Source organism: Streptomyces pilosus (assembly GCF_014649835.1).
Lineage (GTDB): Bacteria > Actinomycetota > Actinomycetes > Streptomycetales > Streptomycetaceae > Streptomyces > Streptomyces pilosus.
Window position 1 is genome coordinate 165,060 of the sequence record NZ_BMTU01000004.1, and the last position, 23,883, is coordinate 188,942.

23 protein-coding genes and 1 pseudogene are annotated in these 23,883 nt (G+C 74.9%); 11 read left to right on the plus strand and 13 right to left on the minus strand.

Going from position 1 to position 23,883, the window contains the following annotated elements:
• The first annotated feature begins 165 nt into the window (after positions 1-165).
• Together IE118_RS11890 and IE118_RS11895 are read left to right on the plus strand one after the other, a co-directional pair.
• A complete protein-coding gene (locus IE118_RS11890; RefSeq protein ID WP_189557759.1) occupies positions 166-603 on the plus strand; it encodes a gluconokinase in 438 nt (145 codons plus the stop codon).
• Between the two features lie 29 nt (positions 604-632).
• A complete protein-coding gene (locus tag IE118_RS11895) occupies positions 633-1,715 on the plus strand; it encodes a PP2C family protein-serine/threonine phosphatase (protein WP_189557760.1) in 1,083 nt (360 codons plus the stop codon).
• An 82-nt stretch (positions 1,716-1,797) separates the two neighbouring features.
• Here IE118_RS11895 and IE118_RS11900 read toward each other — a convergent pair whose 3' ends face one another.
• The 4 genes from IE118_RS11900 to IE118_RS11915 all read right to left on the minus strand — a co-directional run bounded on the left by IE118_RS11900 (position 1,798) and on the right by IE118_RS11915 (position 4,505).
• On the minus strand, positions 1,798-2,631 hold the full coding sequence (locus tag IE118_RS11900; RefSeq protein ID WP_189557761.1) for a class II glutamine amidotransferase: 834 nt from the start codon (positions 2,629-2,631) through the stop codon (positions 1,798-1,800).
• A 155-nt stretch (positions 2,632-2,786) separates the two neighbouring features.
• Positions 2,787-3,227, minus strand: coding sequence for a DUF7144 family membrane protein (locus IE118_RS11905; RefSeq protein WP_189557762.1), 441 nt, complete (start codon positions 3,225-3,227; stop codon positions 2,787-2,789).
• Between the two features lie 36 nt (positions 3,228-3,263).
• Entirely contained in the window at positions 3,264-3,734 is a 471-nt protein-coding gene (locus IE118_RS11910) for an SHOCT domain-containing protein (protein WP_189557763.1), read from the minus strand.
• Positions 3,735-3,863: 129 nt separating this feature from the next.
• Positions 3,864-4,505 (minus strand): HdeD family acid-resistance protein, encoded by a 642-nt coding sequence (locus tag IE118_RS11915; RefSeq protein WP_189557764.1) that lies wholly within the window; start codon positions 4,503-4,505, stop codon positions 3,864-3,866.
• Positions 4,506-4,681: 176 nt separating this feature from the next.
• On the opposite strand from IE118_RS11915, the gene IE118_RS11920 reads away from it, so the two are divergent.
• Positions 4,682-6,085 (plus strand): DUF2252 domain-containing protein, encoded by a 1,404-nt coding sequence (locus tag IE118_RS11920; protein WP_189557765.1) that lies wholly within the window; start codon positions 4,682-4,684, stop codon positions 6,083-6,085.
• A 19-nt stretch (positions 6,086-6,104) separates the two neighbouring features.
• Here IE118_RS11920 and IE118_RS11925 read toward each other — a convergent pair whose 3' ends face one another.
• The 4 genes from IE118_RS11925 to IE118_RS11940 all read right to left on the minus strand — a co-directional run bounded on the left by IE118_RS11925 (position 6,105) and on the right by IE118_RS11940 (position 11,295).
• Positions 6,105-6,302, minus strand: coding sequence for a DUF8691 family protein (locus IE118_RS11925; protein ID WP_189557766.1), 198 nt, complete (start codon positions 6,300-6,302; stop codon positions 6,105-6,107).
• Positions 6,303-6,438: 136 nt separating this feature from the next.
• On the minus strand, positions 6,439-6,963 hold the full coding sequence (locus IE118_RS11930) for a hypothetical protein (protein ID WP_189557767.1): 525 nt from the start codon (positions 6,961-6,963) through the stop codon (positions 6,439-6,441).
• Positions 6,963-8,564, minus strand: a complete 1,602-nt coding sequence (locus tag IE118_RS11935; RefSeq protein ID WP_189557768.1) for an MFS transporter — start codon at positions 8,562-8,564, stop codon at positions 6,963-6,965. Before IE118_RS11935 ends, IE118_RS11930 begins: the two co-directional genes overlap by 1 nt.
• A 13-nt stretch (positions 8,565-8,577) precedes the next feature.
• Entirely contained in the window at positions 8,578-11,295 is a 2,718-nt protein-coding gene (locus IE118_RS11940) for a helix-turn-helix transcriptional regulator (protein ID WP_189557769.1), read from the minus strand.
• 57 nt (positions 11,296-11,352) lie between these two features.
• Between IE118_RS11940 and mmuM the strand changes: the two genes are divergently transcribed.
• Positions 11,353-12,273 (plus strand): homocysteine S-methyltransferase, encoded by a 921-nt coding sequence (mmuM, locus tag IE118_RS11945; RefSeq protein WP_189557770.1) that lies wholly within the window; start codon positions 11,353-11,355, stop codon positions 12,271-12,273.
• 15 nt (positions 12,274-12,288) lie between these two features.
• Here the strand turns inward: mmuM and IE118_RS11950 are convergent, their stop codons facing one another.
• Both IE118_RS11950 and IE118_RS11955 read right to left on the minus strand, forming a co-directional pair.
• Entirely contained in the window at positions 12,289-14,877 is a 2,589-nt protein-coding gene (locus IE118_RS11950) for a SpoIIE family protein phosphatase (RefSeq protein WP_189557771.1), read from the minus strand.
• Positions 14,878-15,007: 130 nt separating this feature from the next.
• Positions 15,008-15,532: an ATP-binding protein gene (locus IE118_RS11955; RefSeq protein ID WP_189557772.1), complete on the minus strand. Its 525-nt coding sequence runs from the start codon at positions 15,530-15,532 to the stop codon at positions 15,008-15,010.
• 82 nt (positions 15,533-15,614) lie between these two features.
• Here IE118_RS11955 and IE118_RS11960 point away from each other — a divergent pair, with 82 nt between their 5' ends.
• The 4 genes and pseudogenes from IE118_RS11960 to IE118_RS11975 all read left to right on the plus strand — a co-directional run bounded on the left by IE118_RS11960 (position 15,615) and on the right by IE118_RS11975 (position 17,708).
• Positions 15,615-16,433 (plus strand): helix-turn-helix domain-containing protein, encoded by an 819-nt coding sequence (locus tag IE118_RS11960; protein ID WP_229846779.1) that lies wholly within the window; start codon positions 15,615-15,617, stop codon positions 16,431-16,433.
• A complete protein-coding gene (locus IE118_RS11965) occupies positions 16,430-16,615 on the plus strand; it encodes a DUF397 domain-containing protein (protein ID WP_189557773.1) in 186 nt (61 codons plus the stop codon). The genes IE118_RS11960 and IE118_RS11965 overlap by 4 nt, the downstream gene beginning before the upstream one ends.
• A pseudogene (locus IE118_RS11970) lies at positions 16,579-17,080 on the plus strand (DNA alkylation repair protein). The gene IE118_RS11965 and the pseudogene IE118_RS11970 overlap by 37 nt, the downstream one beginning before the upstream one ends.
• A gap of 67 nt (positions 17,081-17,147) precedes the next feature.
• A complete protein-coding gene (locus IE118_RS11975; protein ID WP_189557774.1) occupies positions 17,148-17,708 on the plus strand; it encodes a DinB family protein in 561 nt (186 codons plus the stop codon).
• A 17-nt stretch (positions 17,709-17,725) separates the two neighbouring features.
• Here IE118_RS11975 and IE118_RS11980 read toward each other — a convergent pair whose 3' ends face one another.
• A complete protein-coding gene (locus IE118_RS11980; RefSeq protein WP_189557775.1) occupies positions 17,726-19,267 on the minus strand; it encodes a carboxylesterase/lipase family protein in 1,542 nt (513 codons plus the stop codon).
• 214 nt (positions 19,268-19,481) lie between these two features.
• On the opposite strand from IE118_RS11980, the gene IE118_RS11985 reads away from it, so the two are divergent.
• Entirely contained in the window at positions 19,482-20,549 is a 1,068-nt protein-coding gene (locus IE118_RS11985; protein WP_189557776.1) for a LacI family DNA-binding transcriptional regulator, read from the plus strand.
• Positions 20,550-20,791: 242 nt separating this feature from the next.
• Entirely contained in the window at positions 20,792-22,015 is a 1,224-nt protein-coding gene (locus IE118_RS11990) for an MFS transporter (RefSeq protein ID WP_189557777.1), read from the plus strand.
• A 6-nt stretch (positions 22,016-22,021) separates the two neighbouring features.
• Here the strand turns inward: IE118_RS11990 and IE118_RS11995 are convergent, their stop codons facing one another.
• A complete protein-coding gene (locus IE118_RS11995; protein WP_189557778.1) occupies positions 22,022-22,681 on the minus strand; it encodes a ThuA domain-containing protein in 660 nt (219 codons plus the stop codon).
• Between the two features lie 127 nt (positions 22,682-22,808).
• On the opposite strand from IE118_RS11995, the gene IE118_RS12000 reads away from it, so the two are divergent.
• Positions 22,809-23,210 (plus strand): VOC family protein, encoded by a 402-nt coding sequence (locus IE118_RS12000; protein ID WP_189557779.1) that lies wholly within the window; start codon positions 22,809-22,811, stop codon positions 23,208-23,210.
• On the opposite strand, the gene IE118_RS12005 is transcribed toward IE118_RS12000, so the two are convergent.
• Positions 23,193-23,879, minus strand: coding sequence for a helix-turn-helix domain-containing protein (locus tag IE118_RS12005; protein ID WP_189557780.1), 687 nt, complete (start codon positions 23,877-23,879; stop codon positions 23,193-23,195). The genes IE118_RS12000 and IE118_RS12005 overlap by 18 nt on opposite strands.
• Positions 23,880-23,883: the final 4 nt, after the last annotated feature.

Sequence of the window (23,883 nt, forward strand, 5' to 3'; positions counted from 1 at the left end):
GCTTCGGTGACGGCCGAAGTGTGGGCCGCCGGGGCGGGCGGGACGCGGGCCTCCGGGCTGCGGGGCGGGCGGGGCGTGGGCCTCCGGGCTGCGGGGCGGGCGCCGGTGCCTGCGGGGTGCCGCGCCCGGACTGCCGCCGCGCCGGTTCCCTGAGAGGATCGCGCCATGGCACAGGAAAGCGGGAGCGGCCCCCGGGTGGTGACGGTCATGGGCGGCACGGGTACCGGCAGGGCCGGGGCCGGTGTCCTGCCGGCGGCCGTCGTCACGATGTCCTCCGGCGTGCCGCTCACCGAACCCGGCCGGTGGCCCTCGCGGGACCGGATCGGGGCGTGGGCGCGGGCGGCGGCGCCGGGGATCGTCTGCGCGCATCTCACGGGTGACCGCGCGCTGATCGAGGGGCGGCCGGCACGCGGGCCCGGGCACGGCGTGCGCCGGGAGCACCTGGGCTGCTGGCCGGCCGGGCCGGAGCCGCTGGAGCCGGACGAGGCGGGTGTCACGGTGGACGTGCCGGGCACCCCCGCGGAGACCACCGGCCGTGTCGTGGACGCGCTGCGCGCCCCAAAGCGGTCCGCCGCTCCGGAGCGGTCCGCCGCCCCGCGGTAGACCCCAGCCGGCCGACCCGGGGACACGAGATGCCCGACCGTCACAGGGACGCGCGGGAGCGACGGCAGCGGCTGCTGCGGTGGCTGCCCGCAGCGGTGATCGGGTGCGCGGTCGTCATCGACGTCTTCGTCCCCACGAGCGTCAACGTCTTCCCCCTGCTCGCGGCCGCCCCGGGAGTGGCCGCGCCCCTGCTCTCCCTGCGCGGGACGATCGCCACCGGGGTGGCGGCGAACCTCGCGGGGCTGGTCCTGGTCGAGGTCGAGAGGGAACCCGCCCGGGGCGACCTCGTCCCGTTCACCAGTCTGGTGCTCCTCACCGTCGTCGCGGCGGTCCTCAACGTGCTGCTGGCACGCGACCGGCGACAGCTGAGGACGAGCCGTGAGGTGGCCGCCGCCGTGCAGCGCGCCGTCCTCCCGGATCCGCCCCGGCGGGTGGGGCGGCTGTCCGTGGCCTCCCGCTACGAGGTCGCCCACGAGGAGGCCGCCATCGGCGGGGACCTCTTCGCCGTCCACGAGACGCCGCACGGCGTCCGGATCCTCCTCGCCGACGTGCGCGGCAAGGGGCTCCAGGCGGTCCGTACGGTCAACGTCCTGCTCGGCGCCTTCCGCGAGGCCTGCGACCACCAGCCGGACCTGCCCGGCGTGGTCCGGCAGCTGGAGAACCGCGTCCAGGAGGGCGCCGCGCGGGCGACCGGGGCGGAGGCCGAGGCGTTCGCCACCGCGGTCGTCGCGGAGCTTCCCCCGGGCCGGTCCGAACTGCGGGTCGCCAACCGGGGTCACGAGCCGCCGCTGCTGGTGCACGCCGGCACGGCACGCGCGCTGGAGCCGGCCGTGCCGGCGCTGCCCCTGGGCCTGGGCCTCCTCGGCGGCGACGGCGTTCCGGTCGACCGGTTCGACCTGCCCGTCGGCGCCACCCTGGTGCTGTTCACCGACGGCATCGACGAGGCCCGCGACGAGCGGGGCGCCTTCTTCGATCCCGCGCCGGTGCTCTCCCGGCCCCTCCCGCCGGATCCGGAGACGGTGCTCGACACCCTCCTCACCGCCGCCCTCCGGCACACCGGCGGACACCTGCACGACGACGCGGCCCTCCTCGCCGTCACCCGGCTCGAGTGAGCGCCCGCGGGTCGGGTGCGAGCCCGTCCCCGCGCACCGTCCTCCCGGCCCGCCGTGCGCCCCGCAGCGGGCCGCTCACCCCCTACACCGCCAGGGGCGCGAAGTCGGCCATCCTGTCGCCCTCCGGCTGGACGACGCCGTACGCCCCCTCCGGGACGGCGTTCCAGGCGCCGGGGAGGTCTCCCAGGGGTTCGGAGACGATCAGGCGGGTCTCGTCGGAGAGGCCGCGCAGGAAGCCCAGGTCCGGGTGGAGCGAGCGCAGGGTCTCCACGCGGGTGCTGTAGAAGAGCGAGCGGGACCGCTTCTGGCTGGAGTAGCGGAACGCCCACAGCCGCACGCCGTCGGTCACCGCGACCGTCATCTGGAGCGGGTACTCCACGCCGTGCGCCCGCCCGGTGCGTTCCACCAGGCCGGCCATCCGGGCGACGGCGCCCGGGGGGTCGTCCTCCAGGCCGAAGGTGAGCGCCAGGTAGAACATCATCTCGGAGTCCGTGGACCCCTCGATGTCGGCGAACAGCCCCGGGTCGACGGACATCGCGAGGTCGCGCCGGATCAGGTGGAAGCCCTCGATCGCGCCGTTGTGCATCCACATCCAGGGGCCGTGGCGGAACGGATGGCAGTTGGTCTGCTGCACCGCCGTCCCGGTGGAGGCCCGGATGTGCCCGAAGAACAGCGGTGAGACGACGTGCCGGGCGATCTCCCGCAGGTTGCGGTCGCTCCAGGCGGGCCCGATGTCACGGACGACCGCCGGACTGTCGCTGTCCGGCCCGTACCAGCCGACGCCGAACCCGTCGCCGTTGGTCGTCTCGACGCCCATCTTGGCGTGCAGGCTCTGGTCGATCAGCGAGTGAGCCGGCTTGTAGAGGATGGTGTCGAGCATGATCGGAGTGCCCGAGTAGGCCAGCCAACGGCACATGTCCACCGCCTTCCCGGCCCCGCCGCCACGGCATGGGCGGGGCCCGCTGTCCCGGCGGGTACCCAGCCGGCCGGGTCGGACGCGAATCGGCGGCCCCTCCGGGACGGTCCGGCACCGACGCGGTGCCGGACCGTCCGGGGCCGCCGGGATCCTGCTCAGCGCCCGGACCGGGAGCCCGAACGCGGCGCGCACAGCGCCCAGATGATGAAGCCAGAGAAGGCGATCATCACCACGGACCAGACCGGGTAGTACGGCAGGGAGAGGAAGTTGGCGATGATCAGCAGACCGGCGATCGCCACTCCGGCGACACGGGCCCACATGGCTCCCCGCACCAGGCCGAGACTGACGAGCACGGCGAGCACGCCGAGCGCCAGGTGGGTCCAGCCCCAGGCCGTCAGGTCGAACTGGAAGACGTAGTCCTGCGTCGTGACGAAGACGTCGTCCTCGGCGATGCCCATGACGCCCCGGAGGATGTCGAGCACTCCCACGATCATGAGCGAGACGGCGGCGAAGACCGTGAGGCCCTCGGCCCACTGCCGCTTGGCGGTCTGCCCGTGCGCGCCGGTCGCGCCGTGTCCCGGGTGTGTGGCTGTCATTCCGGTACCTCGATTCGCTTCGTACGGTCGGCGGCGTCAGCGGCCCGGGGACGAGGCGTACGGCTTGGCGTGCTCCGCCCGGCCGTGGCCGCTGAGGACCAGTTCCTTGGCCCTGCGGAACTCGTCCTCCGAGATGTCGCCGCGGGCCTTGATCTCGGACAGCCGGGCCAGTTCGTCCACGCTGCTGGTGGGTCCGGCCGTGCCCTTGGCGGTCTCACGGACGTAACTGTCGAACGCGTCCTGCTGGGCGCGCGCCTGCGCGATCTCGCGGCGTCCCATGTTCTTGCCCCGGGCGATGACGTAGACGAGGACGCCAAGGAAGGGCAGGACGATCGTGAACGCCAGCCAGCCGGCCTTGCCCCAGCCGCTCAGGGCGTCGTCGCGGAAGATGTCCATGACGACCCGGAAGAGCAGGATGAACCACATGATCCACAGGAAGAACACCAGCAGGGTCCAGAAGGCGCTCAGCAGCGGATAGTCGTACGCGAGGTAGGTCGCCCCACTCATCTCGTCCTCCGTTCCGGGCCGTTCGTGCCCGAGGTTTCTCGCGTGGTGTGCCGACTTCAGCGTGGGCGCGGCGGCCGGGCTCCGCCTCACCCGGGGCGGGTGAAGTGCCCGCGGCGCCGGCCGGGTGGCTCAGCCGGTGCGGGCGGGGCCGCGTGGGGTGCCCGTGACGCCGGCCCGGGACAGGGCGGAGCGCCAGGCGAGGGCGACGGCCGCCTCGACGAGTCCGAGGAGGACGAGCCACAGGCCCAGGAGCCGGGTCAGTGCCCGGGCCGACTCGGCGGGCAGCGCCAGGACGACGATGCCGGCCACGACGGCGAGCAGCGCGGCGCCGATGACGACACCGCGGTGCGGCAGGTCCCGCGAGGCAAGGGCGGTGAAGAGGGTGAGCATCCCGGACACCAGCCAGACCACCCCGACGATCAGGGAGAGGGCGGCGACGGTCTGCAGCGGGTTGCGCAGGCACAGCACTCCGGCCGGCACGAACAGCACGGCCAGCAGGAGACCGGGCAGCCGTTCCCCCTGTTCGTCGCGGCCGAAGACGCCGACGAACCGGATGACCCCGGTCACCAGCAGGTACAGGCCGACGAGTACGGCGAGGACGTGCAGCGTGGTGTCCGGCCACACCAGCACGACGACGCCCGGCACCAGGGTGGCGGCCGCGGAGGCGAGCATCCACTGCCACGAGCGTCCGAGTGCCGCCAGGATCTCGGCGGGGCCGCCGGGCAGGGGCCCGGGACCGGCTCCGGACGCCGTGCCTCGTGTCACGGACATGGCTCCTCCTCCCTCACGGGCGCCTCACGGGGGCGCCCCGCGGGCCACGACCAGCGTCGCGCTCCCGCCCCGTCGCGGGGTCACCCCCGACGGGTGATCCGGCGGCCGCGGGGGCACGATGGGAGGGCGGCGGGCAGTCGTCGCCCGCGGTCGGCGGTGCAGGCGGGAGAACAGCGATGACCGTACCGAGTTCGTCCGGCGCCTTCCCGTCCCCGGCCGAGCGGGCCGCGCACGGCAGGAGCGTGCGCAAGCGCGTCCCCCGTTCGTCCCACGGCTCCTTCCAGGCCGCCCCGGGCCGGCGGGACCCCGTCGACGTGATCGAGCGGCAGTCCGCGACCCGGCTGCCCGAGCTGGTGCCGGTCCGCCACGGCCGGATGCTCGAGTCCCCGTTCCGGTTCTACCGGGGAGCGGCGGCCGTCATGGCGGGCGACCTCGGTGCCCTCCCGGACACCGGTCTGCGGGTGCAGCTGTGCGGTGACGCCCATCTGCTCAACTTCCGGCTGCTGGCCTCGCCGGAGCGCCGTCTCGTCTTCGACATCAACGACTTCGACGAGACCCACGCCGGCCCCTTCGAGTGGGACGTCAAACGGCTGGCGGCCAGCGTCGCCATCGCCGGGCGGGCCAACGGCTTCCCGGCCGGGGCGCAGAACCGGGCGGTCCGCGCCTGTGTGGAGGCGTACCGGCGGCGCATGCGCGAGTTCGCCGGGATGCGCACCCTCGACATCTGGTACGCGCAGGACGACGCCGACCGGCTGCGGGAACTGATGGCCTCGTCGATGGACCGCGAGGCCCGGCGCCGTACCGCCGAGGCGACCGGCAAGGCCCGCACCCGCACTCACCTCCAGGCCTTCGCCAAGCTCACCCGCCCCTCGGCCGAGGGGCGGCGCATCGCCGCCGACCCCCCGCTGATCACGCCGCTGCGGGACCTGCTGGACGATCCCGCAGCCGAGGAGAGGGCCCTGCGCGAGGTCCTCGGCGGCTACGCGGGCTCGCTGTCGTCGGAGCGCCGGCACCTGCTGGGGCGCTACCACCTGGTCGACGTCGCCCGGAAAGTGGTGGGCGTCGGCAGTGTCGGCACCCGCTGCTGGATCGTGCTCCTGCTGGGAAGGGACGACGACGATCCCCTGCTGCTGCAGGCCAAGGAGGCGCAGGAGTCGGTGCTCGCCCCGTACACCGGCGGCGAACGCCACGACAACCAGGGCCGCCGGGTGGTGGCGGGGCAGCGGCTCATCCAGACGACCAGCGACATCCTGCTCGGCTGGACGCACGCGGCGGGCCTCGACGGCCGGCCCCGGGACTTCTACGTGCGGCAGCTGCGCGACTGGAAGGGCATCGCCCGCCCGGAGACCATGGACCCGGAGCTGATGGCGCTGTTCGCGCGGCTGTGCGGGGCGAGCCTGGCGCGCGCCCACGCCCGCTCGGGTGATCCCGTCGCCATCGCCGCCTACCTGGGCCGCGGTGACCGCTTCGACCGGGCGCTCGCCGGGTTCGCCCGGGACTACGCGGACCGCAACGAGCGGGACTTCGAGGCGCTGGGCGCGGCCGTCCGGTCGGGGCGGCTGCGGGCCGAGAGCCGGTGACCGGCCGGCCGCCGGGCCGTCACTCCGGTACCTGGCGCATCTCCAGCACCCGCAGGCCCAGGGACTGGCAGCGGGCCAGCAGCCCGTAGAAGTGCGCGTCGTCGACGACGTGCCCGAAGAGCAGGGTCTGCCCGGACATCGTCACGTGGTCGAGTTCCGGGAACACCCTGATCAGCGGTTCCGAGAGATGTCCCTCGACACGGATCTCGTAGCGCATGAGCTGCTCCCCGGATGGCCTTGGCTCGCTCGGGCCGCACACCCCCGTACCTGCGATGGTCCGCCTCGGGGCGCCGGGAGGGTTCACCCCGTACAGGTGAGAGAGACGGGAGTGAGGCCCTCTCCGCCCGCCGGGCTCAGTGCTTCAGCCAGAGCTTGCAGGAGAGGACGACGAGGCCGAGCACGAGGTTCACCAGGGCGGACCAGACGATCAGCCGCCGTCCGGCCCCGGCCCGGCGGGACGCAGCCACCGACCAGCCCACCTGGCCCGCCACGGCGACGGACAGGGCGAACCACTGGGTGGCCTGCACCCCGAGGCCGAGCACGGGGCTGACGGCCACCGCGACCGCCGGAGGTACGGCGGCCTTCACGACGGTCCACTCCTCCCGGCACACCCGCCACAGGACATGCCGGTCCGGTCTGTGCCGCGCCAGCCCTTCCCCGAACAGCTGTGCGTGCACGTGGGCGATCCAGAACACCCCGCCGGTCAGCAACAGCAGCAGCACCAGCTCCACCCGCGGGAACGAGCCGAGCGTGCCCGCGCCGACGATCACCGAGGCGGCGAGCAGGGATCCGTAGACGCCGCCCGTGTAGTCGGCGTGCGCCCTGCGGGCGGCGGCCCGCGGGGGCGGGTGCGCGGCGGCGCGGCCGGCGTCGGACATCACGGCTCCCTCCGGCTGCCCCGGCCGGGACCGGGCGCCGGGCCCGGAAGGCCGGGGGTGACCAGGAAGCTCGCGAGGGCGATGCCACCGGTGGCGAGGATCGCCGCCTTCAGCCCGTCGAGCTGCGCCGCAGCGTAGGAGTCCGTCACGGCGTCCACCTCCTGCGGTGGCAGTCCGGCGCGGACGGCGGCCTCGCGCACCTGGGCGGTGGGGACGAAGGTGACTCCGGCCTGGAGGGCGATGCCGACCTGCTGCCTGGCCTCCTGGGACAGCCGGGCGTCGTCCTCCACCTGCGCGGTGAAGGCGTGCGCCAGGGAGCCGACGAGCAGCGACCCGATCAGCGCGGTGCCGAGGGCGGAACCCAGGTTCTGGGCCGTGTACTGGAGTCCGCCGGCCTCGCTGCGCTCCTCCTCCCCCGCGGCGGACTGGACGACGTTGCCGAGCTGCGAGGCGAACAGGCCCATGCCCACGCCCAGCAGGGCCATCGCCCCGGCGAACTGCGCGTCGTCGATGACCGGGTCGATCGTGGCGAGCAGCCACACGACGGCCGCCGCGACCGTGACCAGCGCCAGCCGGACGATCCTGCGCGGGCCCGCCAGGCGTCCCAGCCGGGCGGCGCCCAGCGAGGTCAGGAGCATGGTCGCGGACACCGGCAGCAGCCTGAGCCCCGTCTCGAAGGCGTCGAAGCCCTGGACGACCTGGAGGTACAGCGGGATGGTGAAGAACAGCCCCAGCAGGATCAGGTTCTGGCTCACCAGCGACATCAGGCCGGAGCCCACTGCGGGCCGGCGCAGCAGGGACAGGTGCACCAGCGGTTCGTCACCGCGCCGGTCCCGGTGGTGCTCCCACCGGCGGAAGGCAGCGAGGACGGCCACCCCGGCACCGATCACGAACAGCGTCGGCGCGAACCCGAGGACGGTGAAGGGCGGGTTGCGCGGCTGCACCCAGCCCCAGGTGCCGCTCTGCAGCACGCCGAGCACACCGAGCGCCAGGCCCGCCGCGGAGAGCACGGCACCGACCCCGTCCAGCCGGGGGCGCGCCCCCGTCCTGGGTGCCTCGGTGATCGCGCCGCGCAGCAGGAGGATCGCCAGCACGACCACGACCTCGCCCGCGAAGACCAGCCGCCAGGTGAGGTACGTGGTCACCCAGCCGCCGAGCAGGGGGCCCACGGCGATCCCGGCGCCGGCCAGTCCGCCGACGACGCCGTAGGCGACGGCCCGGTCCCGGCCGCGGTAGGACTCGGCGACGAGCGCCGCCATCGCGGGCAGCACCAGGGCGGCGCCGAGCCCCTCGATGACGGACCAGCCGAGGACCAGCACCCACAGGGTGGGCGCGACGGCGGTGAGCGCCGAGCCGGTGGCGTAGAGGACCAGACCGCCGAGGAAGACGCGCCGCCGTCCGAGGATGTCCCCCAGCCGCCCGCCGATGATCATGAAGGCCGCCATGACCAGCGCGTACAGCGTGATGACGGCCTGGATCGCGGTGACCTCGGTGTCGAAGTCGTCGACGAGGCGGCTGATGGAGACGTTCATGACCGAGGTGTCGAGGACCATCAGGAACTGCGCGGTCCCCAGGACGACCAGCGCCCGCCAGTGCGTCACGGCATCTCCCTCGTCACAGCAGATCCAGGTCGCGGGCGCGGCGCACCGCCTCGTTGCGGCGGTTGACCGACAGCTTGCGGTAGACGCTCTTCAGGTGGGTCTTGACGGTGTTCACCGACACGTACAGGTCGGCGGCGATCTCCTCGGTCGACATCGTCATCGCCAGCCGGCGCAGCACGTCGTGCTCGCGCCCGCTGAGTTCCTCGACGACCGGTGGCGGCGTCCCCGGCCGGCGCGGGGCGGGACCGGTGCCGGGCGTGAGCCGGTGACGGGTCGTCCCGTCCAGGTACGGCCGTATCCACGGCCCGGCCTCGCGGAAGGGCCGGCGCAGCCGCTCCCCCCGCGCCTGGGCCAGCGCCCGGGCGACGAGCCGCCGCGCGGTCGCGCCGTCCCCGGCCTCGTGCGCCGCCTGTGCCCGCACCAGCGCGGCCCGGACGGTCACCGCGGGGCCGGCCCGTTCCTCCGGACGCACCCGGTCGAGCAGGCGTACGGCCTCGGCGGCCCGTCCGGTGGCGAGGTGGAGCCGCGCGGCACCCACCGCGCACGCCACCTGCTCGTCGGGCACCTCCGCCAGGAGTCCCTCGGCCGTCCGCGTCCGGCCCTCGGCGAGGTGCGCGGCTGCCGCGACGAGCGCCGCCTCCCCGCGCGCCCACGGCGAGGCCGCCTCGGCCGGCACCTCCGCCTCCACCGCCTTGAGCGCGGCCTGCGTCTCACCCCGCGCCAGCAGCAGACGCGCGGACGTCAGGGCGCGGCCGGCCTGCAGCACGGGGTCCCGCATCGCCGGGTGCGCCCCGGCCGACGTGTCGAGCAGCGCCTGCGCCTGCCCCAGTTCGTCGCGGTCCACGGCGACGGCGGCCAGGACCAGCCGTTCGACTCCCGACCCGGACGGCCGGGGCAGCCCGAACCGCTCCGTCTCGGCGAGCGCCTCGCGGGCCCTGTGCTCGGCGCCGGCCAGCCAGCCGTCCAGGTAGTCGATCAGGGCGAGCCTGCCCAGCGAGTCCTCACGCGGGAGCGCGGTGGCCGCGCCCGGTGCGGTGTCCGCCACCGCCGTCAGGGCGGCCCGCGCTTCCTCGAAGTGCCCGGCCCACAGCCGCGCCGACCCCAGGTGGTCCAGCAGCAGCGCGGTGAGTTCCGGATGCCGGTCCAGCAGCCCCTCGGGGACCGCTCCCCACAGTTCCCCGGCCGCCCGCGCCGCCTCCTCCGCACGGTCCGGGGCGCCGGCCATCCGGGCGGCGAGCGCCTCCAGCAGGGCGCAGGTCAGCCGCACGGCCGCCTCGTCCGGCGTGCCGTCGTACTCCCCCAGCTCGCGCTGCGCGCGACGCAGATGGGTCAGCCCCGCGTCCAGTTCGCACCGGGCCAGCCGGCCGGCGGCCCGCACCAGCTCGGGGGCGGGACCGGCGCCCTCCCGCCCCATCCGGGCGAACAGCCCGGTCACCGCGTCGGCGCGCAACCCCGTGAAGAACTGCCCGATGGCGAGGTCGTCGACCAGGGCACCGGCGGTGAACTCCCAGTCGTCGGCGGCGGCCCCGTGCCCGAGCGCCTCCGCGAGGGCCCCGGAGCGCCGCAGCCACGCGGCGGCCCGCAGGTGCAGCTCGGCTTCCCGGCCGGGCCGCCGCATCCGCAGGTGGGCGCGGAGGATCTCCGCGAACAGGGGGTGGAGGCGGTACAGGCCGTGCCCGACGTGTTCGACGAACGCGTTGTCGCGGCTCAGCCGCGCCAGCACGCCCTCGGCGTCGTCGCGCCCGGTGACCGCGTCGGCCAGGGCGGGGGAGAACCGGTCGAGCACGCTCACCCGCAGCAGCAGCTCCTGGGTGCCGGCGTCCTGCCTTTTCAGCACCTCCGCCAGGAGGAAGTCGGCGATGGCGCTCCGGTCCGCCTCGAACTCCGCCAGGTACGCCTCCGGGTCCGTGCTCTGCCCCGCCGCCAGCGCGGACAGCCGCAGTCCGGCGGCCCAGCCCCGGGTGCGCTCCACGAGTCCGCGCACCGCGGCCGGGGGCAGCCGCAGCCCGTGCAGCTCCATCAGCCGGGCCGCCTCCTGCGGGGTGAACGCCAGCTCGGCGTCCCTGATCTCCGTCAGCTCGCCGGCGGCCCGGTAGCGGTGCAGGGGCAGCAGCGGTTCGGTGCGGGTGACGAGGACCAGCCGCAGTCCCGGCCCCGCGTGGCGCAGGACGAACTCCAGCTGTTCGGCGATCTCCGGGGAGGTGACCCGGTCGAACTCGTCGAGCACGACGACCACGGGCCGCTCCCGGGCGTTCAGTTCGGCGGCGAGCCGGGCCCGGAGGGTGGGGCTGAGCCGGCCCGCGTCCGCCGGGAACCCGATGTCCGCGGACGGCGGGACACCGGCGACGCGCAGGGCCTGCATCAGGTACGCCCAGAACATCCCCGGCGCGTCCCCGGCCGCGTCGGTGGTGAGCCAGGCGACCGGCAGTCCGCCCGGCCGGTCCAGACCGCGCACCCAGTCGGCGACCAGCAGGCTCTTCCCGGCCCCGGCCGCCCCGTTGACCATGGTCAGCGGGGTGCACAGGGCGTCGTCCAGGTGCCGGGTCAGCCGCGGGCGCGGCAGGAACGTCACGGGGCGCGCGGGGACGGCGAACCTGGTCCGCAGGAACGGGTCGCCGTGCGGGTCGGCGAACCGTCTCCGCGAGGCCGCCTCCGTGTCCCGTCCGTCGGCTTCTGTCACGGCACCCACCGCCCCTGCTCTCTCCGGCCACGGCTGTGCTCCCTTCAGCATCCCAGCAGTGCCCCGGAACGGCGCGCCGTGACCGGCGCGCGCATTACCGTCGGGGCCATGAGCACCCGCACCACGCCGTCCCTGGCCGGGGCACTGGCCGGCGGCCGCACCGTCGTCCTCGACGGCGGCCTGTCGAACCAGCTCGCCTCGGCGGGGCACGACCTGAGCGACGAGCTGTGGTCCGCCCGGCTGCTCGCCGAGGACCCGGAGGCGGTGACCGGAGCGCACCGCGCCTACTTCGAGGCGGGCGCGGACGTGGCGATCACGGCGAGTTACCAGGCGACGTTCGAGGGGTTCGCGCGGCGCGGCATCGGCCGGGACGAGGCGGCCTCCCTGCTCACGCTGAGCGTGCAGTGCGCCCGCGCGGCGGCCGGGCGGGTGGGGGCGTCCCGTCCGCTCTGGGTGGCGGCCTCGGTCGGCCCGTACGGGGCGATGCTCGCGGACGGCTCCGAGTACCGGGGCCGGTACGGCCTGTCCGTCGCGGAGCTGGAACGCTTCCACCGCCCCCGCATGGAGGTCCTGGCGGCCGCGGCCCCGGACGTGCTGGCCCTGGAGACGATCCCCGACACGGACGAGGCCGAGGCGCTGCTGCGCGCGCTGCGCGGGCTCGGCACACCGGCCTGGCTGTCGTACTCGGCGGCCGGCGGCCGCACCCGCGCGGGCCGGCCGCTGGAGGAAGCCTTCGCCCTGGCCGCGCGGGCGGACGAGGTGATCGCGGTCGGTGTGAACTGCTGCACGCCCGAGGACGCCGACCACGCCGTCGCCCTCGCCGCCCGCGTCACCGGCAAGCCGGTCGTGGTCTACCCCAACAGCGGGGAGCGGTGGGACGCCGGGGCGCGGACGTGGACCGGCCGGCCGACGTTCACCGCCTCCCGCGCCGCGGGGTGGCGCGCGGCGGGGGCCCGGCTGATCGGCGGGTGCTGCCGGGTGGGGCCGGGGACGGTCGCGTCGGTGGCGGAGGTGCTCCGGCCGTCGTAGCGCCCTCGCCCCCCGTCAGCGGCCGGTGTCGTCCGGCCCGTCCGGCCGGTCCGCTTCTTCCGCCCCGTCCGCGCCGTCGGGCCCGTGGGGCCGGTGGGGTCCGTCCGCGCCGTCGGGCCCGTCCGCGCCGGCCGGACCGGGCACGCCGAGCAGGAGCAGGGTCACGTCGTCGTCGTGGTCGTCCGGGGCGGTGATGAAGGTGCGGATCAGCAGGTCCGCCACCCGGTCCAGGACCTCCGGGCCGGCGCGGACACCCGTCAGGGCCATCCCGGCGGTACGGGCGAGAACGTCGATCCGCGCCTCGATGTCGGTGCCGGGCTGTTCGACCAGCCCGTCGGTGTACAGGACGAGGACGCTGCCCGGCGGCAGCGGCACGGTGGACTCCTCGAACGGCAGCCCGACCCCGCCCGGGTCGTTGACCCCGAGGGGCACGCCGACCGGTGTCCCCAGCCGCCCGGGGGGCCCGCCGGGCGGCAGGACGACGACGGGCAGATGGCCCGCCGAGCAGACGGTGACCTCGCACGCGTCCTGGTCCAGGATCAGGTAGAGGCAGGTTACGAGCTGGCCGGCCAGGTCGCCGACGAAGACGTCCAGTGCGGTCATCAGCCGGCTTGGCGCCGCGCCCGTACCGGCCAGCGCGTGGGAGGCGGCGCGCAGCTGCCCCATGACGGCCGCCGCCTCCAGCCCCCGGCCCATCACGTCGCCGATGATGACGCCGGTGCGGCGGCCGCCGAGGGGGATGATGTCGAACCAGTCGCCGCCGACCCCGGGGTCCTGCACGGACGCCAGGTACCGGTACGCGCTGGGCAGGTGGGCCAGGGTGGGCGGCTCCCCCATCAGACTGTGCTGGAGGGTGTAGGCGATGTGCCGCTGCTGCTCGTAGCGCTCGGCGCGCACGGCCTCCGCCCGCCTGCGCTCGCTGATGTCCCGCACGGACAGCACGGCCAGGGTCTCCTCCTCGGTCTGGAGGCTGCTGACGCTGACCTCCACGGGGAAGGCGGAGCCGTCGGCGCGCAGCCCCTGAAGGTTCCGGTCCACGACCGCCGGCTGCGGGTCGCGCCGCCGCAGGTAGGCGCCGAGGAGGGCACCCTGCCGGCGGCGCCGCGAGGCGGGCGCCAGGTCGACGACCCGGGTGCCGACGAGGTCGTCCGGCAGTCGGCCGAACACGTGCTCCACCTGGGCGTTGGCCATGACGACGGTGCCGCTGCCGTCCGTGATGAGCGTGGCGTCGGGCGCCGACTCCAGCAGCGCCCGGAACCGCCGGTGCGCCCGCTGCACCTCGCGCTGCGCGGCGACGCGTTCGGTGATGTCGGTGATCACACCGCACACGGCGTAGGGGGCGCCGGCCGCGTCGTTGAGCGGGAACAGGGTGGTCAGGAACTCCCCCGGGCCGTCCGGCAGGGTGAGCGTCTCCTCCCGCTGCACCGGGGCGCCCCCGGCCAGCATCGCCAGGTCGGCGTCCCGCGCGTGACGGCCGAGACCGGCCGGCAGGACGTCCAGGTCGCGGCGGCCCAGCACCTGGTCGCGGGCCACCCCCACGATCGCCGCGAACGTCGTGTTGACCGCCAGGAAGCGGCCCTCCAGATCCTTGATGAACACCGCCGCCGGCGTGTGGTCCATGAAGTCCTGCAGCAGTTCGTTCTGGCGCACCTGCCAGGCGAGACGGCCGTGGGCCACCTCGACCCGGCGGCCCACCGTCAGGGCCGCGAAGATCACCGCGGTGAGGGCGGCCACATGGCCCCACACCAGCAGGGCGATGCCCAGCCTCGGTCCGAACATCTCCGCGTTCTCGCCCGCCAGGACGGCCCAGCCCAGCAGGGGCGGCGCGACCACGGCGGCGACGAGCAGCCGGCGGCCCAGCGCGCCCGTCGTGCCCGCGTTCATGAGGAGCCCGGTCAGCCCCTCGTCCGGCCGGGCCAGAAAGGCGGCCGCGCCCAGGAGGGCCAGGGCAGGCGCGGTGTGCAGGGCCATGCCCGTGTAGGCGCCGAACCGCTCCAGCTCGGGCACCTCGTACGCGGCCCCGTACAGCCGCAGCATGCCGAGGGCGCCGACCACCAGCCCCATGACCTGGCTGATCCACGCGGGCAGCCGCCGCGTGCTCGCGCACAGGGACGCCACGCCGGCGAGCGTCACGGCCGCGGCCGTGTTCGGCGCCATCCGCCCGGCCACCCTCGTCTGCACGTCCGCGGTGTCGTCCTCGAACAGCAGCTCGTCGATGCCGAGGCGGGTGCCGAGGGCGTACTCCGCCAGAGTGAGCGCCCCGAGCACCAGGGCCAGGACAGCCGCCGCGCGGGCCGCCCCGGCCGCCCACGGGTTGTGGACCGGGCCGCGGGCGACGAGGAACAGCGAGACCCCCAGCGCCACGACGGCCACGGCGGCGTTCGCCTTCATGGACGTGGCGACCCCGGGCAGCACGCTCTTCAGCACGTCGACGTCGAAGACCCACCCGGTCAGGCCCACCAGGCCCAGAACGGCGGCGAGCAGGGCCATCACCCCGGCCGCCGCACGGACGGAAGCCACAGCGGGCGGGTGGAACGGCAGGCCGTCGGCGCGCTCCGTTCCCCGCACACCGGCCGGCCCGGAAGCGTGCTGCTGTCTCGTCACCGCGTTCTCGTCCCTGACGGATGGCACACCCACCGCATCAATCGGCACACACCATGCTAAAGAACGCGGGAGGCGCGAGCATGCGCCCGGCGCGGAGGGTCCGCGCCCGGGCCGTTCACCCGGTACGAAGTCACAGCATCGCGTCGGCGGGAGGACCGTCCGGGCGGGGACCGAACCGCGCGGAAGCGTCGCGTGACGGCACGGCGGTGAGGGCGAACTCGCACCACACGACCTTGCCCGGGCTCCTCTCCCCCACCCCCCACCTGTCCGCCAGCCCGGCCACGAGCAGCAACCCGCGCCCGCTCTCGTCGGGCTCGTCGGGCGCACCGCGCGGGACGGCAGGCACGCCTCCCCCGCTGTCGTGCACCTCCACACGGACGCTGTCGGCGTACGGCAGCAGCCTCAGCAGAAGGCCCCGGCCGGGCGGTACTCCGTGCAGCAGGGCGTTGGTCGCCAGTTCACTGACGCACAGCAGCACGTCGTCGATCCGCGACGCGTGCACGCCCCAGTCCTCCAGCACCCGCCGTGCGAACGCCCGCGCACCGGGCACGGAACGCCGCTCACGGCGGAAGAGGCGCTCACGGGGGCAGGGGACCTGGAGTGGGGGTGAAGTTTCCTGATTCACGGGACGAGACTCACGCTCCGTGTCCACCATGGAACAGTCCGCGCACCCGTACGGCCCGACTGTACGGATGCGCGACGGTGAACGTACGCGCACGGCTGGGGAGTTCCGCCTCATGGGCACCACGACACGGAGAAACGCCTCGGCGATGAGGATGGTGGGCGCGCTGCTCGCCCTGTACCGCCAGTCCGCCGGCCACACCCAGAAGTCCCTGGGCGAGCGCTTCGTCATCGGCGAGCAGCAGATCGCCTCCATCGAACAGGGCAGACGCCCGTTGAAGCCCGACCTCGCCGAGCAGCTCGACGACCTCCTCGACACGAAGGGCGCCCTGTCGGTCGCGCTCAGCCGGATGCCGGAGGTGGACCTGGTGCCGCTGTGGGCGGAGGAGTACCTGGACCGGGAGCGGGAGGCGATCGCGATCTCCGTGTACGGAAGCCTCGCCGTACCGGGCCAGCTGCAAACCGAGGCGTACGCCCGGGCCGTCTTCCGCAGCCGGGTCCCTGTCTACGACGAGGAGGAGATCGAGCAACTCGTCGCCTCGCGCATGCAGCGTCAGGACATCCTGCGACGCAAAGTGCCGCCCACCACCAGCTTCGTCGTCTGGGAGGCTGTGCTCAGGGATCGTCTGGGCGGGAGGGACGTGTACGTGGAGCAACTGAGGAAGCTGCGCGAATACGCCGACGTACCCGGGATCACCGTCCAGGTGCTGCCTCTTGGCCGCACGTCTCACGCCGGGCTGGACGGCCCCTTCGTCCTCCTGGAAACCCCCGAGCATCAGCGGGTCGCCTACATGGAAACCCACCGAGGCAGTCAACTGATCGCCGATCCGGACGGGGTGGGGATCCTCACACAGAAGTATGCGATGCTGCGCACCCAGGCCCTCAACACCGAGGATACGAGGGACCTGCTGGACCGGCTTCGGGGAGAGGCATGACTGGCACCGCACTTGAGTGGTTCAAGTCGAGTTACAGCGGCAGCGAAGGCGGCGAATGCCTCGAAGTCGCCACCCAGCCCGCCGCCGTCCACATCCGCGACTCCAAGACCCCGGACGCTCCCCACCTCACCGTCACCCCTGAGGCCTGGGCGGCCTTCCTCTCCGTACCGTCGACGGAGTAACGGCACGCGCGCGTGACGACCACGGGGTGAACCTGAGCAAGCTGCGGGCGCTCGCCAAGCGGCTGAGGACGCAGCAGGAGCTCGCGCGTGAGCTGTGGGCGACGGAGGACACCGCCGCGCGGCTGCTGGCGCTGCTGGTGTGCCGGCCCAGGGCGTCCGGTGGTCGCCGCCGCGGGCTGGGCGCTGACCACCGAGCGGGTGGCGAAGAAGCCCGAGGGCCTCGACCTGGCGGGGCTGCTCGACGTCGTCGAGTCGGAGATGAAGGACGCCCCGGACCGTCTCCAGTGGGCGATGAACCACTGCCTCGCGCAGATCGGGATCGACCACTCCGAGTACCGCGCCCGGGTGATCGGCATCGGTGAGCGGCTGGAGGTGCTCAAGGACTACCCGACGTCCCCGGGCTGTACGTCCCCGTTCGCGCCGGTGTGGATCGGCGAGATGGTCAGCCGGCAGCAGGGCGCGTAGGCGCCGGGGGCGGCACGGGCGGGAAAAGCGATGGCGCGGCCGGGCCCGCCCCGTCGAGCATGGGCCCATGAGCGACGCACCCGCGCGATGGACCGAGGCCACCGTCCACCCCGACATGTGGGCCGACCCCGACACCGACCCCCGCAACAACGACGGCCCCGCCCCGGACGGTGAGCTCGCGACGCTGGTGGACGTGCTGACGAACTACCGGCTGACCCTGCGGATGAAGTGCGAGGGGCTGGACGCGGAGCAGTTGGCGCGGCGGTCGGTGCCGCCGTCGACGATGTCGCTGCTCGGGCTGGTGCGGCACCTCGCCGAGGCGGAGCGGGACTGGCGCAACTGGATCACCGACGGGGAGCCGCTGCCGAAGCTGTACGGCAGGCGCGACGGGGACTTCGACGGGGCGGTCGGCGACCCGGCCGTGGTCGAGGCCGCGTACACGGACCTGGAGCGTGAACAGGCGGCGACGGACTCCGCATTGGACGGGCACGCGGACCTCGGGGTGCGGCTGGGGAAGGAAGGGATCGCGGTGCGGGAGCTGCTGGTGCACCGGATCGAGGAGTACGCGCGTCACTGCGGGCACGCGGACCTGCTGCGCGAGTGCGTCGACGGGCGGGTCGGGCAGTAACGGGCCCCGCCCGCGGGTCAGTCGCGGCGCAGGGCGCCCGTGCGGCGCAGCCGGCGGATGACCGAGCGGAGCTCGGGGGGCTGGGCGTCGGCGGGGGCCTCGGGGGCGCTCCACAGGGCGAGTTCGCGATCGCGGGGGCCGTGGACGGTGCGCGGGGCACCGTCCCCGAACACCCGCACCGGGTGCCGGTCGTCCCACCGTTCCCACCCGGGGGAGCCGTCGGTGACGAACCGTACCCAGGCGCCGTGCATCGCGTCCGACAGGTCCTGCGGCGCGCCGTCGCCGGCGAGCTTGCGGGCGTCGGGCTCGTCGCCGCTGTCGAAGACGAAGCCCAGTTCCAGGGCGTGGCAGGCGCCCATGCCGGGGCGCCGCGAGGGCCAGGCGAACTCGTAGACGTAGGACGGCTCGTCGCGGCCGTCGGCGAGGCGGTGCAGCGGGGCGCGCAGCAGGTGGTCGGTGACCATCTGGCCGACGGTCTCGGCGGGACCGGCGCCGGGGTGCAGGGTGCGGTAGCCGCGTGGGACCTCGCTGCCGCAGTGGCAGCGGGCCATCGCACCGGCCAGGGCGACCGTGCCGAGGCGGTCGACGCGTTCCAGGAGGCCGCCGGGGACCAGCCAGAGGCGGTACTCGTCGCGGGTCCAGCCGGTCAGGAGACCGACGCCGGGGGCGGCGCCGCCGGTGAGGGCGTCCAGGGGGTCGCGCGGGACGAGGTCGCCGTCGACGACGACACCGAAGGCGGGACCGCCCAGAACGGGGCTGCTGCGGCGGCCGATGTCGGCCTGCACGCGGAGCAGCAGCTCACGGTCGACGGCGGCGAACGCCTCGGCGGTGGCGGGTGTCTTCAGGCGGGCCGCCATGCGGCGGACCATGCGCCGCACCTTGTCGCGGTCCGTGCCCTCCGGCGGGCCGCTCTGCAGGACCGCGCGGCGGACCAGGCCCTGGGCCTGCGGGGCGGCGACGAGGGCGCCCGCGCTGATGGCCCCGGCGGACTGGCCGCCGAGGGTGACACGGCCGGGGTCGCCGCCGAAGGCGGCTATCGCGTCGTGGACCCACCGCAGGGCGGCCAGCTGGTCGCGCAGGCCGGGGTTGGCGGGGGCGTCCGGGAAGAGGCCGTAGCCCTCGACGCCCAGACGGTAGTTGAGGGACACGAAGACGACGCCGTCGCGGGCGAAGGTGCCGCCGTCGTAGACGGGGACCGCCGAGGAGCCCCTGGTCAGGGCACCGCCGTGGAGCCACACCAGGACGGGGAGCCGGGCGTCGGGGGACGGGTCCGGGGTCCACACGTTCAGGTTGAGGCAGTCGTCGCCGGGGATCTCCGGGTCCGAGAGGTACTGGGCGAAGGCCTCGGAGTACGGGGGTTTCGGTGCCGTCGGGCCGAAGGCGCCGGCGTCGCGCACGCCGTCCCAGGGCTCCGGGGGGACGGGCGGGCGGAAGCGGCGGGGACCGAAGGGGGGCGCCGCGTAGGGGATGCCCCGGAACACGGCGGCGTCCCTCTCCCAGCGGCCGCGCACGGCACCGTACGGCGTCCTGATCACGGGATCCATCCGGTCCGCCGTCATGTGCCCACCAGCCCTTCACCGCGCCGCGTTCACGCGCCGGCCCCTGGGGCCCGGCGGTCTGCCACCGGGCGCACCGACCACCACAAGAGCACCACACCGCTCAGCGGTATTCCTGTCGTTCGTGGAGGTTCTTCCCGCCCCGGGCTACCGGATCTACAGTAGGAAGCGCTTTCTATGCAGGTGCTGTCCGTTCGGTGGAGGGTGGGATGTCCCGATGGCCCGTTCGGGTGGTGCCGGGATGACGGCGGGGCCGACGCTGGCCGTCGTGGCCCGCGAGGCGGGTGTGTCCGTGCCGACCGCGTCCAAGGTCGTCAACGGCCGTGAGGACGTGGCCCCGGAGACCCGTCGCCGCGTCACCGAGGCCCTGGACCGGCTCGGCTACATCAGGCGGCCCCGGTTCGACGGGGCCCGTTCCCCGCGCCTGGTCGACCTGGTGGTGCACTCCCTCGGGGACTCGGCGTCGGGCGCGGTCCTGCACGGCGCCGAGGAGGCGGCACACGACGCCGGACTGGAGATCGTCGTGTCGGCGGCCCTCACCCGGGACCGGGCCGGGCGCCCGGAGCGGGAGCGGGCCTGGCTGGACAAGCTGGTGCTGCGCGGGTCGGCGGGGGTGCTGTTCCATCTGGTGGAGCCGGCCGGGCCGCAGTACGCCTGGCTGGAGCAGCACCGTGTCCCCTTCGCGCTGATCGACCCGGTGCACGAGCCGCCGCCGGGCGCGGTCTCGGTGGGCGGGGCGAACTGGCAGGGCGGGGTGACGGCGACCGAGCACCTGCTGTCCCTGGGCCACGAGCGCGTCGCCGTCATCGCCGGCCGCCGGCGCACGATGCCCGGGGCCGCACGCGTCGCCGGCTACCGCTCGGCCCTGGCCGCGGCCGGGCTGAGCCACCGCCCGGAGTACGTGCGGCACACCGGGCCCGACGAGACCGCCGCCCGCCGCCGGATGCGGGAACTCCTCGATCTGCCGGAGCCGCCCACGGCCGTCTTCCTCTGCTCGGACCGGATGGCGTTCGGGGTGTACGAGGCGCTGGCCGAGCGGGGCCTGCGGGTGCCGGAGGACATGAGCGTGGTCGGCTTCGACGACCTCCCCGAGGCGCGCTGGCCGGCCCCGGCGCTGACCACCGTCCGCCAGCCGCTGGCGGAGATGGCGGCGACGGCCCTGCGGCTGCTGCTGCGCATGAAGGACGGCCACCGTCCCGAGAGCACCCGCACGGAGCTGTCGACCCGGCTGGTGGAACGCGCCTCCACGGCTCCTCCCGGTTCGCGTCCGGGCGGTCGAGGCTGAGGGGCGGCGCCCGGCCGGACACGGCGTGACACAGCTCACGGAGGCAGACGGCCGGATCTTGGAATGCGCGGCCCGCCGTGCTTGCTGCCTCCCTTGTGGGCGCGCTCCGCCCATGGGCCTGCCCTCTTCCGGGGGTCGCCGGGCAACGGTGCTCAGCGCGACCGGCCACGAGCGCCGGGGACGACCTCGGTCCTTCCCCTCCCTCGATCCGGCCCGCTGTCTTCGAAAGGTTCCACCGCACCATGCCCCTGGCTCTGCTGGCCCTGGCCGTCGTCGCGTTCGGCCTCGGCACGACCGAGTTCGCCACCATGGGGCTGCTGCCCCAGATCGCCGACGGGGTCGGCGTCTCCGTACCGGACGCCGGCAACCTCGTCTCCGCCTACGCGCTCGGTGTCGTCATCGGCGCACCGGTGCTGACGGGCATCGGTGCGCGCATGCCCCACAAGCGGCTGCTGCTGCTCCTGACCGGGCTGTTCGTCGTCGGCAACGTGGCGTCCGCGCTCGCGCCCACCTACGGCACGCTCTTCGGCGCGCGCTTCCTGACGGGGCTGCCGCACGGGGCGCTGTTCGGCGTGGGTGCCGTCGTGGCCTCCCGGCTGGTCGCCCCCGACCGGGCCGCGCGCGCCGTCTCGAAGATGTTCCTCGGACTCACCGTCGCGAACATCGTCGGCGTCCCGGCCGGCACGGCCCTCGGCCAGCAGCTGGGCTGGCGGTCCGCCTTCCTCGCGATCGCCGTCATCGGGCTCGCCGCCCTCGCCGCGCTGGCCCTCTTCGTCCCCCACCAGCCCCGCGCCGGACAGTCCGGCATCCGCCACGAGCTGCGGGCGATGGGCAACCGGCAGGTCGCCATCGGCCTGGCCGTCGCCGTGGTCGGCTTCGGCGGCTTCTTCGCCGTCTACAGCTACCTGGTGCCGATCCTGACCAACGTGACGGGCATCTCCGAGTCCTCGACCACGCTGGTGCTCGCGCTCTACGGCGTCGGCATGACGCTCGGCACGCTGGTCGCGGGCCCGCTCACGGACCGTGCCCTGCGGCCGACCCTGTACGCGGGCCTCGCCCTGCTCGCCGCGGCACTGGTGACGTTCTCCTTCACCGTGCACAGCACCTGGCCCGCCCTGGTGACGATCACCTTCATCGGCGCGCTGGGCTCCCTCATCACCACGCCGGTCCAGATGCTGCTCATGGCGAAGGCGAAGGACGCCCCGACGATGGCGGCGGCCTCCAACCACTCCGCCTTCAACCTGGCCAACGCGGGCGGCGCGTGGCTGGGCGGTCTCGCCCTCTCGGCGGGCTGGGGCTGGACCTCCCCCGCCCTGGTCGGCGCCGTCCTCGCCGTGGCCGGCCTCGGCCTCGCCCTGACGGGCGGCCTGCTGAACCGGGGCGAGGGCCGCTCCGAGGTGATCACCTCGTCCGACGGGACTCCCGCGGGGGCCGGCCGGGTCACGGCGGGGTACCACTCGGACTGACCGCGCTCACGCCGACCCGGCCGCCCAGCCGATCCCGCCGCGCAGGTGGGCGCGGAAGGCGGGGTCGGCGTAGGCGTCGGCGGCATGGCCGAGCGCGGTGTAGAACACCCGCCCCGCGCCCTGCTCCCGGCACCACGCCAGGGGGTGGTCGGAGCCCATCCCGCCGCCCTCGTACGACGACTCGTCGGCGGAGACGAGGACCCGCACGGCGGGACGCGGGCTGGTGCGGAAGTCGTACCACTCGTCGGTGAACTCCCACACGGCCGGCAGGTGCCGGGTCGCCGGGTGGCCCCGGTCCTCGACGACGGCGCGGCCCGGCTGGAGGGCCGGGTGGCGGTCGAAGCGGGCGCCGAGCAGTTCGCCGTAGTACGGCCAGTCGTACTCCGTGCAGGCGGCGGCGTGCACCCCGGCGAACCCGCCGCCCCCGTCCACGTACGCCGCGAGCCGCTCGCGTCCGGCCGGGGTGAGGACCTCGCCGCTGGTGGAGAGGAACACCACGGCCGCGTAACCGTCGAGCGGCCGCTCGAGGACGGCCGGGTCCTCGGTGGCGTCGACGTCGAAGACACCGAGCCCGCGCAGGGCGGCGACACCGGCGGGGATGGAGTCGTGCCGGTAGTCGGCGGTGCGGGTGTACACGAGGAGGGCGGTGCGGGCGGGGGCGGTCATGCGCGAGAGCCTATGCGGCGGTCCGCCCCGGTCCGCCCGCCCCGCCCCGCCCAGCGAGGCCGTCCCGCCGGGGGCGTGTCCGATTCCTTCAAGACCGCCGCGCCGGGGCGGCCCTACGGTGGACCGCATGAGTGCACGATTCGATGCCATCGGGATGGTCGTCTCGGACATGGCGGCCTCCGTCGCCTTCTACCGGCGGCTGGGGTTCGCCTTCCCCGAGGGGGCCGAGACGCAGGGACACGTGGAGGCCGGACTGCCGGGCGGGCTGCGGTTCATGATGGACACGGAGGAGGTGGTCCGGTCGTTCCACACCGAGTGGCGGCCGCCGGCGGGCGAGGGCAGGACCTCCCTGGCGCTGCGCTGCGACAGTCCGGCGGACGTCGACGCGCTGTTCGGGGAGATGACCGCAGCCGGCAGCCGGTTCGAACTGAAGCCGTTCGACGCGGTGTGGGGGCAGCGCTACGCCGTCCTCCTCGACCCGGACGGAAACGGCGTGGACCTGTTCGCTCCGCTACCCGCGGCCGAGTAGGCGGCCCAGCGGCAGCCCCGTCAAGTCCCGTACGTCGCGGGCCAGGTGGGGCTGGTCGGCGTAGCCGGCGCGGGCGGCCGTCTCGGCGAAGGGGACGCCCGCGCGGGCGAGGTCGAGGGCGCGGCGCATGCGCAGGATGCGGGCCAGCGTCTTGGGCCCGTAACCGAAGGCCGCGAGGGAGCGGCGGTGCAACTGGCGTGCGGTCAGGCCCAGTTCGTCGGCGGTCGTGGCGACCGGGCGGCCCGCGGCGAGGGCGGCCGCGAGACGGCTGAGCAGGGGGTCCGGCGGGGCGGTGTCCGCCGCCCGGCGCAGGGCGAGGCCCTCCAGTCCGTGCGCCGGGTCGGCCGCGGCGTCGACCCGGGCGGTGAGACGCCGTACGTCCGCGGCGGGCCACAGGTCGGCCAGGGCGACGCGGCGGTCGCGCAGTTCGTGGGCGGGGACGCCCAGCAGGGCGGGCGCGGTGCCGGGAGGGAAGCGGATGCCCGCCCAGGCGCTCGGCTCTCCCCCAGTGAGGTGGGCACGGGTGTCGGGGCCGGCGACCAGCAGGCGTCCCTCGTGCCAGAGCAGGTCCATGCAGCCGTCGGGCAGCACCCTGCCCTGCCCGTCCCGGGACGGGGTGTTGGTCCACACGACCGCTCCCGTCAGCCGCGACGCCCGCTCCCTGTACACGTCG

Bases quoted from the DNA above. Each gene is read 5' to 3' on its own strand.
- IE118_RS11895 (WP_189557760.1), top strand. From the start codon at position 633: ATGCCCGACCGTCACAGGGACGCGCGGGAGCGACGGCAGCGGCTGCTG.
- IE118_RS11900 (WP_189557761.1), bottom strand. From the start codon at position 2,631: ATGTGCCGTTGGCTGGCCTACTCGGGCACTCCGATCATGCTCGACACC.
- IE118_RS11920 (WP_189557765.1), top strand. From the start codon at position 4,682: ATGACCGTACCGAGTTCGTCCGGCGCCTTCCCGTCCCCGGCCGAGCGG.
- IE118_RS11960 (WP_229846779.1), top strand. From the start codon at position 15,615: ATGGGCACCACGACACGGAGAAACGCCTCGGCGATGAGGATGGTGGGC.
- IE118_RS11980 (WP_189557775.1), bottom strand. From the start codon at position 19,267: ATGACGGCGGACCGGATGGATCCCGTGATCAGGACGCCGTACGGTGCC.
- IE118_RS11915 (WP_189557764.1), bottom strand. From the start codon at position 4,505: ATGTCCGTGACACGAGGCACGGCGTCCGGAGCCGGTCCCGGGCCCCTG.
- IE118_RS11990 (WP_189557777.1), top strand. From the start codon at position 20,792: ATGCCCCTGGCTCTGCTGGCCCTGGCCGTCGTCGCGTTCGGCCTCGGC.
- IE118_RS11925 (WP_189557766.1), bottom strand. From the start codon at position 6,302: ATGCGCTACGAGATCCGTGTCGAGGGACATCTCTCGGAACCGCTGATC.
- IE118_RS11890 (WP_189557759.1), top strand. From the start codon at position 166: ATGGCACAGGAAAGCGGGAGCGGCCCCCGGGTGGTGACGGTCATGGGC.
- IE118_RS11930 (WP_189557767.1), bottom strand. From the start codon at position 6,963: ATGTCCGACGCCGGCCGCGCCGCCGCGCACCCGCCCCCGCGGGCCGCC.
- IE118_RS11995 (WP_189557778.1), bottom strand. From the start codon at position 22,681: ATGACCGCCCCCGCCCGCACCGCCCTCCTCGTGTACACCCGCACCGCC.
- mmuM (WP_189557770.1), top strand. From the start codon at position 11,353: ATGAGCACCCGCACCACGCCGTCCCTGGCCGGGGCACTGGCCGGCGGC.
- IE118_RS11955 (WP_189557772.1), bottom strand. From the start codon at position 15,532: ATGGTGGACACGGAGCGTGAGTCTCGTCCCGTGAATCAGGAAACTTCA.
- IE118_RS11940 (WP_189557769.1), bottom strand. From the start codon at position 11,295: ATGCTGAAGGGAGCACAGCCGTGGCCGGAGAGAGCAGGGGCGGTGGGT.
- IE118_RS11985 (WP_189557776.1), top strand. From the start codon at position 19,482: ATGGCCCGTTCGGGTGGTGCCGGGATGACGGCGGGGCCGACGCTGGCC.
- IE118_RS11975 (WP_189557774.1), top strand. From the start codon at position 17,148: ATGAGCGACGCACCCGCGCGATGGACCGAGGCCACCGTCCACCCCGAC.
- IE118_RS11910 (WP_189557763.1), bottom strand. From the start codon at position 3,734: ATGAGTGGGGCGACCTACCTCGCGTACGACTATCCGCTGCTGAGCGCC.
- IE118_RS12000 (WP_189557779.1), top strand. From the start codon at position 22,809: ATGAGTGCACGATTCGATGCCATCGGGATGGTCGTCTCGGACATGGCG.
- IE118_RS11965 (WP_189557773.1), top strand. From the start codon at position 16,430: ATGACTGGCACCGCACTTGAGTGGTTCAAGTCGAGTTACAGCGGCAGC.
- IE118_RS11905 (WP_189557762.1), bottom strand. From the start codon at position 3,227: ATGACAGCCACACACCCGGGACACGGCGCGACCGGCGCGCACGGGCAG.